This window comes from Paenibacillus sp. AN1007 (genome assembly GCF_040702995.1).
Classification (GTDB): Bacteria; Bacillota; Bacilli; order Paenibacillales; family Paenibacillaceae; genus Paenibacillus.
On the sequence record NZ_CP159992.1, the window covers coordinates 1066430 to 1078443 of the forward strand.

The following is a 12014-nucleotide window of genomic DNA, read 5'->3' on the forward strand; positions in this document are numbered from 1 at the left end:
GTGTACAAGGTGGCAGAAACAAAAGCGAATCAATATACGATGTCTTTTCTTCACTCCGAACTTAACTTTAATCTGGAAGGATCGATATCCCTGGGCTCCATCTTTGACTTTTTTGGTACACATTTTGTTATCAAAGAGGGAACTTCCCATAATGCTCTAGCCCATATCACTGTTGCGAAAAATGATGATTCCTTCAATGGGATTGATTTTGCCAAGGGAGAAGAGGTCTATCTTCGAAAAAGTGCTTCTGATTTTTTCACCATCCCTGCGAAACAAGTACGTCTGGGGGAGACAGTCTATCTGCAATGCTCCAAGACCGACACGTACATTGCGATGAACGCCAATAAACGTACAATTGTCATCTCCACTCCATGGGAAGATGTGAAAAGAGAAGAGCTGGTTCTGATCGAGCTTATTCGTGATCTTGTGCTCAAAAATGAAGAAAATCATGGAGTTGTCGTGCTGCATGCGACCTGTTCATATGACGAAGGCAGAGCAAATTTGATTATCGGGCCAAAAGGAGCAGGAAAATCAACAACGCTGTTGGAGTTGGTAAGCAAGCTTGGGCATCAATTTATGAGTGGTGACAAAACCTTTTTATGGGTGAAGGAAGGACAATTACATGCATCAGGCTGGCCTGATTATCCTCATTTGGGACTAGGTACGTTATCCAAATATCCTGACTTTGTCGGAAAGTTCGGGTTGTCGGAGGAGATCGATGCAGCCCAAGAAACGTTGTGGTCTACCGATCACAAAAGGGCAATTCCACCTGATGTGTTCAAGTCGATGATTCCTCATGTGCCTGCTGGTTTTACTGCGCCTGTAGGTGCGTTTATTTATCCTAAACTTGAGCCTTCTGCTAATAGCGAGATTAGGCAGCTGCAGAACCATGTCGCGTTCATGGTTCCTCACATTGAAAGAATGTTTGACGAAGAGGGTCTGGCAAAACAATGGAATGAGTTTGTGAAACCGGGGCGACTGGATGAAATAGATACGATGATTGAACAATGTAAAGCCGCTGCATATGTACTGCCCGCATTTGAGATTACCGGTTCCGGCATCTTAACAAGCCACAACTTTTTAGATGGGGGTGTAATATCTTATGAGTAAGAAGGGGCAGTACGAGGATTTATTCATTGTGGATGCTGATGTGCATATCAATGAAACGCCTGAGGACCTGATTCCCTACTGTGATTTGCCTTGGAGAAAAGCGCTTGAATCCATTGTCGATGTTCCTCGCCGTTATTTAAACATTCCGGGCTTTGCACCTCAATTTTCAGGTAATCGTCCTTTTTGGCCGGGTGGATTTGACAAAAAAACGGTGAATACGCCGGATCAGCTTCGTCAAGAGCTTACGGAACTTGGCATCGATATCGCTATCATTTTCCCGGACAATCTGTTATTAATAGCCACATTTCCTCAACGGGAGTATGCCGCGGCATTAGCGAGGGCTTACAACGCTTACCTTGTGGACCAATGGGCTGATCGGCGTGAAGGGCTGAAAGGCTTGATTTTGGCGGTACCACAAGATCCTCATGACGCTGCCAGAGAAATTCACAAGTATAAAGATGAAGAGGGGATTGTTGGTGTATATCTGCCTTGTGGCGGACTGCATACCTTGTGGGGACACGAGATGTACAATCCTATATTTCAAGCGGCGGAGGAAGCGGGCTTGCCGGTTATCTTCCATTCTGTCCTCACATTAAATACGGCATTTCCATTCAACGGGCTCGAGCAGTTCGAGACAGAGTTTGCACGGCATGCACTGGCACACTCGATGTCATTGATGTTTAACATGCTGCGTCTGATTGAAACAGGAGTTCCAGTTCGATACCCGGACTTAAACATGTGTTTTATTGAGGGTGGGGTCTCATGGGTTCCGTACATGTCCATGAGACTGGATAAAGAATATATGGAACGGCGCCGGTATGTTCAGCATCTTGAGAAACCGCCCAGTCATTACATTAAAAACTTTTATTATGGAACTCAGCCCATTGAGGAGCCGGAGAACCCAAGTGATCTCGCTAAAATTATCGAGCTGTATGAAGGCGAAAATACAACGATGTTTGCATCAGATTGGCCTCATCATGATTTCGACCATCCTCGGGCGATCTTAAATTCTGGATTATCCAAAGAGGTCAAACGAAAAATCTTGGGTGAAAATGCGCTTGCATTCTTTGATATAGACAGGCAGGGAAAGCGTCTGCGTTCAAAAGCACAAAAGGGGATACTGCGCTGATGGGACGAATTTTTGACGCTGCTGCTGTGGACGAAATTCCTGTGGGAAGCCATAAAGTGGTGACCGTTAAAGGGCGCACGATCGGCATTTTTAATATTGATGGTACGTTTCACGCCCTGCCCAATATCTGTCCTCATCAGATCGGGCCGCTGTGCGAAGGCAAAGTATCAGGGACGCTGTACAGGGATAAAAAAACATGGGAACTGCACTGGACAGAAGAGGGGCAAATTGTAACCTGTCCTTGGCACGGTATGGAATTCCGGGTACAGACAGGCGAATGTTTGGCTTATAAGCAGGTGAAGCTGCGAACCTATAAGGTTACCCCAGTGGATGGCAGGCTCCTGGTGGAGCTGTAAGTGAGCGTGATGCGGTGATGGAAAACAACGAAAAGCTGCAGCTTGTAATGATCGAAGAGGAGACGGAATACCTGGTTTCCTTTTCAATCGATCGTGAGGACTGGATCGCACGTTTCGATAAATCTTTGAGTAAATCACGTGAATGGGCATTGAACATGATTGCATTATATAACAACGAGATAATGATCGATTCGGATAACAAGAAGGGAGGAAGGAACGAAATTGATGTATCGTTCGGAGAGTGAGGCATGGTCGACATTGTCTAACGAACAGCAGTTGATGATTTTATGTTCCCGCATTCATCTGGACGAGGAGCAAGAGCGGAACATTCATTCCATTTTACAGCGCGGCATTGCCATCGATTATTTTATGGCACTTTGTATCAAACACAAAGTACTGCCTCTCGTAACTCCTCACCTGATCAGGCTTGACCATTTCAAAGCCATCAAGCTGGAATATAAAAAGATCATGAATCATGCATACCAGGGCAATCGGATGAAAAACGAGCTTATGGCAGAGGAATTAAAGCTGATTTTAAAACAAGCTCAAAAGAAGGATTTGGAGCTGATTCCGTTAAAAGGAGCATGGCTTATTCCTCATGTGTACAAGGACCCCGGGCTGCGCATATCGAATGACTTGGATTTCTTGGTGTCATTAGAGCAGGGACAGGCTATTTCGGAAATGCTGCAGCATATGGGGTATAAACCAGGTCATTATGATTGGGCTTCAGATCGTGTGTCTGAAGTGAGCGAGGAAGAGGTGATCCAGTGGAGCACTCGTTCAGGGAATTTACACCCTCATATGAAACGAGTGGATAACGGTTTTGCCAAATATGTTGGCGTTGACTTCTCTTACGATGTGGATCTGACCCGGACATTTATCGCATCGGGAGGGCTCGAGCGAGGGGCGTGTATCAAAGAATTATATGGTATCCCTGCAAGGTGTCTGGAAACCGTTGATTTTCTCATCCATCTGACCATCCATCTCTATAAGGAAGCCAGCCATGAAAAATGGGTTCGAATTGATCAGGATATCAATCTAATTAAATTTTGTGATGTTCGCGAATATATATTAGCACACCTGCGGGAGCTGGAATGGCATATAGTCGCTGCCCGGGCTAAGGAGCTGGCTTCCGAAGAAGCGATGTACTACGCTCTATATTATTTAAAAATAATATTTAATGATCCTTTTATAGATATGGTGCAGGGCTATTTATCCATCCAGGGAGAGGATATATTGAAGCGTTATGTTGCTTTGGAAGGTGGACAAACATCGACATGGCAGAAATCATTCTTTGATCGCTTCTTTAGTTTAAGCCATTCAGCCGATCAGGACAGCAGCGAATTGACACCAGCAGAACAAGGCGGAAGATCGCGATGAAACTGGCGATTATCTCGGATATTCACGGCAATGCCGCAGCGCTGGAGCAGGTTTTGGAGGATATTTTCAATAAAAATATTAGTGAGGTTATTGTATTAGGGGATTTGGTTTTTCGTGGTCCTGAGCCGCAAAAAGTGCTAAACATGCTCCGGGGTACATCGGCCCTCGTCCTGAAAGGCAATACGGATGAATGGATTATACGAGGTATTAAGAAAGACGAGGTTCCGGAAACGGATTACGAGATCATGAACCTCGAAAGGTTGTGGACATTGGATCAGATCACAGAGGAGGATATCGAATATCTGGATTCTCTGCCAACTGAACTGTCCCTAAATATATCTGAAACGCTGTCGCTGCATGGTTTCCATGCAACACCGAAAGACCTGTTCGAAGTTGTTTTGCCTTCCGAGTCAACCGATGTATTTCGAGCGAAAATTATGACGAATCCGCAGGCATCCATCTATGCTTACGCGCATACGCATCATCCCCTGCTGCGGTATATTGATGGTAAATGTATCATTAATCCAGGTGGAGTCGGATACACATTCGACGGGTTTACTCAGTCCTCCTATGCCATTGCTGAAGAAGAGAATGGACAGCTGCGAGTTAGCATAGAGCGAGTCAAATATGATGTAGACCGAGTCGTCAATATGTATGAGGAATTAGGTTATCCGAACGCTGCGCTTATGAAACATGTGCTGCTTCATGGAATTCATCCATATGAAGTTAAACTGAAATATAAAGGAACGATAAGCCATGTTGTATGAAATTAAAGTATCATCCGCCGGATACAACGCTCACTATGACATCACGGATCAAGCAGCAGCGCTGCTTCCCAGGCTGGGCACTGCCGAGGGGATGGCCAAAATATTTGCTGCTGGAAGTACAATTGGTCTGGTCAGCATGCGTTATGAGCCTGGAGCGGTAGAAGATCTGTTAGATGCTTTGGAGAGCATATCACCCAAAGGACGCTCGTATGCTCACTTTCGGACAACCCAGGACAGCAATGGCTTTGCACATATCTGGTCATCCATCATCGGCAGCAGTCTGCTGGTTCCATACCGAGATAACAGGCTCGCTGTTTCAGATACGCATCGAATTGTATTGTTTGATTTTGATTTACAACCTTCTACCCGGACCATTTTTGTCAGTAACTAACCGAAGGGGCTGATGTTTTTTATGAAAAAATTGCGAATGGCGACTCCGGGACCAACGTATGTTCCGCAGGACATTCTGCTTGCCGGCGCTCAGGAATTGGTTCACCATCGCTCCTCTCACATGGAAGAGGTTATGAGTCAAATCAACGGTTCTCTTCCGCTTCTTTTTGGGACAGAACAGAAGGTGTTCACCCTGCTATCTTCCGGAACGGGAGCGATGGAAGCAGCAGTGGCCAATTGCTTTCAAGAGCAGGACAAAGTGCTGGTCGTGTCAAACGGTTATTTTGGCGAGCGGTTTGCAGACATATCCAGGGTTTACGGAGTGACGCCAATCGAAATTGCTTCTCCTTGGGGAACCTCTGTAGATATGGAGCAGGTGGAAAAAGCTTATCATGAACATCCTGACGTGCGGGGCATTCTTGTGGTGTACAGCGAGACTTCCACCGGAGTTACTAATGATATTCAACGCATCGCCGCATTTTTTCGAGACAAGAATGTCCTTGTCATCGTAGACGCCATCAGCGGATTGCTTTCACATGAACTGCACATGGATGAGTGGGGGCTGGATGTGGTTTTGGCTGCGTCTCACAAAGGATTTATGATGCCGCCAGGTCTTGCTTTTGTATCCATTTCGGAGAAAGCATGGCAGCGGTTGGAGCAGATCGAGCCCAAAACGTATTATTTCTCATTCAAGAGATTTAAGAAATTTTATCCGATGTCTCCATCGAGTCCAGGTGTATCACTTATTTTTGCTTTGCAGGCGTCTATTGAGATGTTAATGAAAGAGGGGCTGCAGGAATGCTGCCAGCGCCATCATTGGAATGCTCAGGCTGCTCAGGCAGGGCTTGCCGCCTTGGGTTTTGAACTATTTGTTGCTGATCCCCAGCGACGAAGTCACACCGTTACCACTGCGATTGCACCGCAGGGGCTGGATACTTCGAAATTACTGCAGATTCTAAGTTCCAAATACGGGATGACTATTACGGGAGGACAGGGAGAATTTAAGGGGAAAATGATTCGTGTTGGTCATATTGGTTCCGTTGATATATTGGATCTGTTTACTGTATTCGGAGCTATTGAGCTGGCTCTTACCGAAATGGGAGCATCCTTTACCAAAGGAGCAAGCATCGCAGCGATCCAAGAGATTCAGGAAAGGAGTGTATACCATGCTGATTTTGTATCAACGTGAAACCTGCCCTTACTGTAAGCCTGTTCGCGAACGTCTAACCGAGCTTCAGGTCACTTATATCAATGTAAACCTTCCCAAAGAACGTGCTGAGCGTAAAGCCTTGATTGAAAAAATGGGGGGACCCTTCATACCGGCCATTGAAGATGATGGAGTGCTGATTCCGGGGAAACTCGAAGACAATGCTCATATTCTTTCTTACATTAATGAACATTATGCCAAGCGGGAGGAGGTAAAGAAAGTATAGTCGGTCCGGTAATAGGTAAGCATCACCTGAAAGCCTCCTTAACGGAGGCTTTTTTATCGGCTCGGCCCGGCAGTGTGTTGAATGATAAGGGATTCAGCATCAATCGTCACAGTAAGATCGAAAAAACGATCGCTGTATCCTTCTCTCCAGTCCTCAGGTCCATCTTCGGAGTGAAACCAGAAGCGAAGCAGCCGCTTCCCGGGGATCAGCATATACTCATCAGCGCAGTCGATGGAGCACTTGGACAGATCAAGGGTGAGCGGCGGTGACCAGTGCTGTGCTGCTTCAGTCCACTCTACCGCGAGCTGCTGTGCAGCTGCTGCGGCAAGGAGCAGATGAAGGGCATAATCTGGACCGACCAGTTGTTCAGCGAGTATCTCCTGCTGTTTGACGTCCAGTGCAGACAATAGTGCAGCAGTATACTTGCGGTCAATATTAAAAATGCTGTTTGGGAACTGCAGATTGGAACGGATGTCATAGGATGACTCTGGCATAATAGTCCACCTCTTCTAATGCATCATTTATTTCATATTCTTCATTATAACTGAGTTGTGTACCTGATGTATGGGGGATTGCATCCGCTATGATTGTGGGTCTAGAGCAGATAATGCTGTCTCTAATATGAAGTAAAGCACGACGGCCGTGCGTCGCAGTATATTTTACATGTTATGCAGGCTTCATGCTTGCTTTGCCGCGTTTTATAAATAACAAAACAAGAGCGATCGTTATTATTCCAATGGCAGCTGTGAGTTTAATAAAGAAGCGTTCGTCCATAACCCATGAGGCTGAAAAAGCATTGATCATGCTGTGAAACAAAATACATAACCAAATACTTTTGCTCAATCGATAGATGACTGCCAGGGCAAACGACATTCCAATAACAAGAAGGGTGAACAGTCCGAAATTCCAGTTATATTGGCTGGTTCCTTGAATAAAAAATAGCGGGAGATGCCACACAGCCCAGATCAAAGCCGTAACAAGGACTGCCTTAACAAATCCAATTTTCTTCTCAAGCATCGGTTGCAGAATATAACGCCATCCCAATTCTTCCAGCCCACCTCCGATGATCATAATCGGAATGAACAATACGGCCGTATATACAGGGAGATTGGGAGTGATCCCCCCTAGAAGTGCGGGAATACCAAAATACGCAGCGGTGAATATAAACACAATGATATAAGCAATAGGCGGCTGTTTCACTGCAAAAGCTTCTTTGATGAAAGGTTTGAATCCTGTTATTTTGCCGTGATGTCTCAACATAAAATACGCGGCAATGGGCGGCCCGCTCCCGCCGATGGTCAGCAGCAGCATACCCAAGGGCGTTCTTAGTTCTAACAGTCCCATCTGGCTGGCTAACCATAAAATTCCCCACGAACAATACGTGATGAGGAAAGTCCAGATGATATACTGAAACATTAATTTGTTGCTGCTTTTTCTCAAATTAATCCCTCCTGTTTACTGTAGGCTGTAGAGGATGTAGGCTTTTTATTACTCTTCTCATTTCTATAAGTATCCTCCACATTGTGCTGCGCGATTGTTCTCCTGGTAATGAGTATAGAACGTGGAGCAATCTCTTGAATCAAGCCCCGGAAGGAATGAAACTAAGTCTATAGACTGAATTCTGTTTGCATGAAGTGAAAATGAGAAAGTTACTGTCTTCCAGTCGCAGACAGACGTCGATTATTTCAAGACGACCACAGGAGCGAGAGCTGTATCCGATGATTTTAAAATGAATTGGAACGAACTGCATCGATCTTGTTCACATTCGCTTCGTTTCTTGTATATCTGCAAGCTGATCATTCTGCTTAAGGGATGTTTTTATCACATCTGGTTTGAGAAAGGAAAGCAGCAGTTATCCCCACTTCAGAAATTGCCGGGAACATTCAAATACATAATGGATCTTTATAAAAACACAAGAATTACTAGAAAAATGCAAGCTTTTAGCATATTGGAAATGGTATCGTATGAATTACCAAGTGTCGTAAAGGGAGTTGATCTATCTGATGAATAGTACAGCAATTAGAACTACAAATTTAACAAAACAATATGATAACCAGACTGCAGTAAATCAGGTCAATCTTGAAGTGAAACAAGGATGTATCTATGGTCTGCTTGGCAGAAATGGTGCTGGTAAGACGACGATAATGAAAATGATGATGGGTTTAGTAAAGCCGAGCTCAGGGGAAATTGAGATTTTGGGAGAAAGAATAGGGGCCTCCACCAAAGAGCGTAAGCGTTTATATTCACGAATCGGAGCAATTATTGAAACCCCCGGTTTTTATCCGAATTTAACAGGAACAGAAAATATGGATATTTTCGCTAAGCTGCGTGGTACAGTGAGCAGAAATGCTGTCAAAGAAGCACTTGATATTGTAGGACTTCCTTATAAGGATAAAAAATTGTTTGCAAATTACTCTCTGGGAATGAAGCAAAGATTGGGGATAGCTAATGCAATAATGCATGATCCCGAATTACTCATTTTAGATGAGCCTACTAATGGTCTTGATCCCATTGGAATTGCCGAAATGCGGGATTTAATAAAAAATATGAGTACATTAACAGGAAAAACTATATTTATATCAAGTCATATTTTATCCGAGATAGCGTTACTAGCAGATGATATTGGAATTATTCATAATGGCATTCTTCTAACAGAAAGCAGTTATGCAGAGTTAGAGAAGAACAACAGTAGGTATTTTTTGCTTAAGGTATCTTCTTCCGCACAAGCAGCTAGAATATTAGAGCAACAACTCGGCTTGTTTCATTATAGTGTGGATGATGACTTTACGATTCGGTTATTTGATACAAAAGCTGATATTGCTCAGGTTAATAAAGCTTTAATGCTCAGTAATATAGATGTTAATACCTCACAGCTGTGCAATGATACGCTGGAGGATTATTTTAGAAAGATCACCGGAGGTGAGGGGATTGCATAATATCGTTCTAGCTGAATTCATGAAGCTAAAGCGTAAAAAGCTGTTATTAACGGAATTTTTAATTGCATTTGTGATGCCCGCAATCGTAACTTATTATGCTGCGAATATTTCCAGAAATGCTTCATTTATGAATAGCTTTTCTGATTTTTATAAACTGAGTCTAGGTTATATGAGCATATTAATTTTACCAATTATGCTGGGTATTTTAGCCACATCGATTTTCTCGGATGAATATAAATATAACACGATGAAGGAACTGTCCAGTGTACCAGTGAGTAAAAATGAAATATTAATTTCAAAAATAATTACCTTATTTGGTATTTCTCTTAGCATTATGATGCTAACAGGCTTATTAATCTCTATAGGTGCTGTAGTTGCCGGAGGCTTTCCAGATATTAATTTCACACTTCTTATCAGATTGTTTACTTTATGTCTGTATAGTGGACTGCTTACACCACTCGCAATGCTGCCCATTGTTTTCATTATTACAATTTCTAAAAAGGGGTACGTACTCCCTATTTCGATCTGTGTTGCCTATGTATTTTTTGGTTACATTGCAGCTTCATCCTTGGTTGGAATTCATCCCGTTTCTAGCGCCATGAATGTGATTTGGTATAACAACTTTGAAGGAATAACAGTTGAGGGAAACATCCTAATATCACTCCTTAATATTTTATTCGTATCTTTGTTTTCTCTGATGGGCTCCTCAATTGTATTAAACAAACAGGAAGGGTAGGGTGAATATGCTCGTTAGTATTGAATTTAACAAGTTAAAAAGAACCCGATTACTTCTTATATCTGTCATTACTATTGTATTGGTAGCATTCATTATTGTTCTGCAAGGGCTGAGATATTTCCAAGGTGAGAGGTATATTAATACGTTGGGATGGCTATCTGAAGGCACATTATCCTTATTTACTTATTACATTTTTCCGCCTCTATTTGCATTAATAGGCAGCTTCATTATATGTAGAGAACTCCAGTATGATACATTGAAAAATCTTCAAATGATCCCCATTTCAAAAACAAAGCTTATGCTGGTAAAACTATGTACTGCCTGTTTAATTAGTCTCTTGATGTCTGTTGTGCTTTTCATGGTTGTAATATGCACAGAGTATATTTTTAACGGCAGAATGATGACAATCAATTTTGTGATTACTAATTTTAAGCAATATTTACTGCAAGGAATCGGCTGTTTTGTTGCCGTTACCCCAATTATAACCATTGCAACTGTGTTAAGCAGGGGATATTGGATTTCAGCAGCTATCGCAATTGTGTATTCATTTATTGGTGTATTTACTACAAATTCACCTATTCATAGTTTATATCCAATATCAGCAATCTTTGAGGTATCAGGGGCTCGTACGGTTGCAGCTGGCGAGTATGTTATCGCAGTAGGCAGTCTTTCTGGCGCATTGTTACTTAGTCTCATCTTTATAGGGTTACCATTTAAAAGAGAGGGTGAATAAACTGTGTTATATATAGCAGTTTGTGATGATGATCGGTTAATGAGTGCACAGTTAGAACGTATTTTTGACCAAGCTAGTTACAATTTGCTTATAGATATCAAAGTAGAAGTGTTTCTCTCAGGAATGGATCTTTGTAAATATTTAAGTAGTGGAGAAGAAATAGATTTGATTTTCTTAGATATTGAAATGAAATCAATGAATGGAATAGAGACTGCTAAGATAATTCGGGAGCAAATGAATAATAATACCACTCAAATTGTTTATATGTCTGAAAAGGCAAGCTATGCTATGCAGTTATTTGATACGAGACCACTAAATTTCTTAATCAAACCACTTCAATATAAATGTATTTTAGACGTTCTAAAAACATCTATTTCTCTGTTGAATTTAGATAAAGAGCATTTTGAATATAAGATAGCAAGCCATAAGTACAAAGTTTGCTCAGAGCAGATTATGTATTTTGAAAGTAGAGGAAAGAAAATTAATATAGTTCTTGTTAATGGCGTTCGCAGTTTTTATGGGAAGCTGTCGACAATCGAAGAAAAGTTAAATAATCGACAATTTATTTCCATTCACAAATCATACTTTGTCAATCTTAAGTATATTATAGAAACTCAGTATGATCATTTAATTATGGAAAATGATGTGGTCCTGCCAGTTAGTCGAAAAAATAGAAAAACAACTCGTGAAACATTAAATAAAATGAGCTGCATCAACGAAATGTAATAATCACAAATATAAATTACATATGGTCAAGTCAAGTGCGACAATTCATTTGTGAAAGATTCGTGAGCGGTTCTTCAACCAAAGCATTTTTGAGGCTGGTGATTCCGCAGAGCCAGTGAGTATGCAGCAGAATCTTTTAATTAAATTAGTCAAATACGATAAGATTACCTGAATAAATAACAATTTCTTCCTTTATTTGATACTAAATTTTCCAAGTTAGGGTGTTGAAGGTGAAAGATATGTACAATATGGACTATCAACATGTTTACGATTTGTACACACCCTAACTAATAAATTTCTATTTTATGAGGAGATGTT

The 12014-nt window shown here is 42.1% G+C and carries 15 protein-coding genes; 13 read left to right on the plus strand and 2 right to left on the minus strand.

Annotated elements, in window-relative coordinates; translation table 11 throughout:
* The first annotated feature begins 9 nt into the window (after positions 1-9).
* Genes ABXS70_RS04790 through ABXS70_RS04830 form a run of 9 tightly spaced genes read left to right on the plus strand, consistent with a single transcriptional unit; the run spans position 10 to position 6565 of the window.
* Positions 10-1110: a hypothetical protein gene (locus ABXS70_RS04790; RefSeq protein ID WP_366294247.1), complete on the plus strand. Its 1101-nt coding sequence runs from the start codon at positions 10-12 to the stop codon at positions 1108-1110.
* Entirely contained in the window at positions 1103-2239 is a 1137-nt protein-coding gene (locus ABXS70_RS04795; protein ID WP_366294250.1) for an amidohydrolase family protein, read from the plus strand. Before ABXS70_RS04790 ends, ABXS70_RS04795 begins: the two co-directional genes overlap by 8 nt.
* Positions 2239-2595 carry a Rieske 2Fe-2S domain-containing protein gene (locus tag ABXS70_RS04800; RefSeq protein ID WP_366294253.1) on the plus strand — a complete coding sequence of 119 codons (357 nt, stop codon included), beginning with the start codon at positions 2239-2241 and terminating at the stop codon, positions 2593-2595. Before ABXS70_RS04795 ends, ABXS70_RS04800 begins: the two co-directional genes overlap by 1 nt.
* A 17-nt stretch (positions 2596-2612) precedes the next feature.
* The gene (locus tag ABXS70_RS04805; protein WP_366294256.1) at positions 2613-2840 is read left to right on the plus strand and encodes a hypothetical protein; all 228 of its coding nucleotides are present in this window, start codon (positions 2613-2615) and stop codon (positions 2838-2840) included.
* Positions 2821-3975, plus strand: a complete 1155-nt coding sequence (locus tag ABXS70_RS04810; RefSeq protein WP_366296539.1) for a nucleotidyltransferase family protein — start codon at positions 2821-2823, stop codon at positions 3973-3975. The genes ABXS70_RS04805 and ABXS70_RS04810 overlap by 20 nt, the downstream gene beginning before the upstream one ends.
* Entirely contained in the window at positions 3972-4742 is a 771-nt protein-coding gene (locus ABXS70_RS04815; protein WP_366294259.1) for a metallophosphoesterase family protein, read from the plus strand. Before ABXS70_RS04810 ends, ABXS70_RS04815 begins: the two co-directional genes overlap by 4 nt.
* Positions 4732-5133 (plus strand): YjbQ family protein, encoded by a 402-nt coding sequence (locus ABXS70_RS04820; protein WP_342552216.1) that lies wholly within the window; start codon positions 4732-4734, stop codon positions 5131-5133. Before ABXS70_RS04815 ends, ABXS70_RS04820 begins: the two co-directional genes overlap by 11 nt.
* Before the next feature lie 21 nt (positions 5134-5154).
* On the plus strand, positions 5155-6321 hold the full coding sequence (locus ABXS70_RS04825) for an alanine--glyoxylate aminotransferase family protein (protein WP_366294262.1): 1167 nt from the start codon (positions 5155-5157) through the stop codon (positions 6319-6321).
* Positions 6299-6565, plus strand: a complete 267-nt coding sequence (locus ABXS70_RS04830; protein ID WP_342552214.1) for a glutaredoxin domain-containing protein — start codon at positions 6299-6301, stop codon at positions 6563-6565. Before ABXS70_RS04825 ends, ABXS70_RS04830 begins: the two co-directional genes overlap by 23 nt.
* 53 nt (positions 6566-6618) lie before the next feature.
* On the opposite strand, the gene ABXS70_RS04835 is transcribed toward ABXS70_RS04830, so the two are convergent.
* Positions 6619-7059, minus strand: coding sequence for a hypothetical protein (locus ABXS70_RS04835; protein ID WP_366294265.1), 441 nt, complete (start codon positions 7057-7059; stop codon positions 6619-6621).
* A gap of 172 nt (positions 7060-7231) precedes the next feature.
* Positions 7232-8005: a CPBP family intramembrane glutamic endopeptidase gene (locus ABXS70_RS04840; RefSeq protein WP_342552212.1), complete on the minus strand. Its 774-nt coding sequence runs from the start codon at positions 8003-8005 to the stop codon at positions 7232-7234.
* 563 nt (positions 8006-8568) lie between these two features.
* Here ABXS70_RS04840 and ABXS70_RS04845 point away from each other — a divergent pair.
* The 4 genes from ABXS70_RS04845 to ABXS70_RS04860 are packed head-to-tail and all read left to right on the plus strand — an operon-like array spanning position 8569 to position 11696.
* The gene (locus ABXS70_RS04845) at positions 8569-9501 is read left to right on the plus strand and encodes an ABC transporter ATP-binding protein (protein WP_342552211.1); all 933 of its coding nucleotides are present in this window, start codon (positions 8569-8571) and stop codon (positions 9499-9501) included.
* On the plus strand, positions 9494-10237 hold the full coding sequence (locus tag ABXS70_RS04850; RefSeq protein WP_342552210.1) for an ABC transporter permease: 744 nt from the start codon (positions 9494-9496) through the stop codon (positions 10235-10237). The genes ABXS70_RS04845 and ABXS70_RS04850 overlap by 8 nt, the downstream gene beginning before the upstream one ends.
* A gap of 7 nt (positions 10238-10244) precedes the next feature.
* Positions 10245-10970 (plus strand): ABC transporter permease, encoded by a 726-nt coding sequence (locus ABXS70_RS04855; protein WP_342556410.1) that lies wholly within the window; start codon positions 10245-10247, stop codon positions 10968-10970.
* 3 nt (positions 10971-10973) lie between these two features.
* Entirely contained in the window at positions 10974-11696 is a 723-nt protein-coding gene (locus tag ABXS70_RS04860) for a LytTR family DNA-binding domain-containing protein (protein ID WP_342552209.1), read from the plus strand.
* Positions 11697-12014 lie beyond the last annotated feature (318 nt).

Excerpts from the sequence above, each read along its gene's own strand:
- ABXS70_RS04855 (WP_342556410.1), top strand. The coding sequence starts at position 10,245 with ATGCTCGTTAGTATTGAATTTAACAAGTTAAAAAGAACCCGATTACTT.
- ABXS70_RS04805 (WP_366294256.1), top strand. The coding sequence starts at position 2,613 with ATGGAAAACAACGAAAAGCTGCAGCTTGTAATGATCGAAGAGGAGACG.
- ABXS70_RS04815 (WP_366294259.1), top strand. The coding sequence starts at position 3,972 with ATGAAACTGGCGATTATCTCGGATATTCACGGCAATGCCGCAGCGCTG.
- ABXS70_RS04835 (WP_366294265.1), bottom strand. The coding sequence starts at position 7,059 with ATGCCAGAGTCATCCTATGACATCCGTTCCAATCTGCAGTTCCCAAAC.
- ABXS70_RS04825 (WP_366294262.1), top strand. The coding sequence starts at position 5,155 with ATGAAAAAATTGCGAATGGCGACTCCGGGACCAACGTATGTTCCGCAG.
- ABXS70_RS04845 (WP_342552211.1), top strand. The coding sequence starts at position 8,569 with ATGAATAGTACAGCAATTAGAACTACAAATTTAACAAAACAATATGAT.
- ABXS70_RS04810 (WP_366296539.1), top strand. The coding sequence starts at position 2,821 with ATGTATCGTTCGGAGAGTGAGGCATGGTCGACATTGTCTAACGAACAG.
- ABXS70_RS04830 (WP_342552214.1), top strand. The coding sequence starts at position 6,299 with ATGCTGATTTTGTATCAACGTGAAACCTGCCCTTACTGTAAGCCTGTT.
- ABXS70_RS04820 (WP_342552216.1), top strand. The coding sequence starts at position 4,732 with ATGTTGTATGAAATTAAAGTATCATCCGCCGGATACAACGCTCACTAT.
- ABXS70_RS04800 (WP_366294253.1), top strand. The coding sequence starts at position 2,239 with ATGGGACGAATTTTTGACGCTGCTGCTGTGGACGAAATTCCTGTGGGA.
- ABXS70_RS04795 (WP_366294250.1), top strand. The coding sequence starts at position 1,103 with ATGAGTAAGAAGGGGCAGTACGAGGATTTATTCATTGTGGATGCTGAT.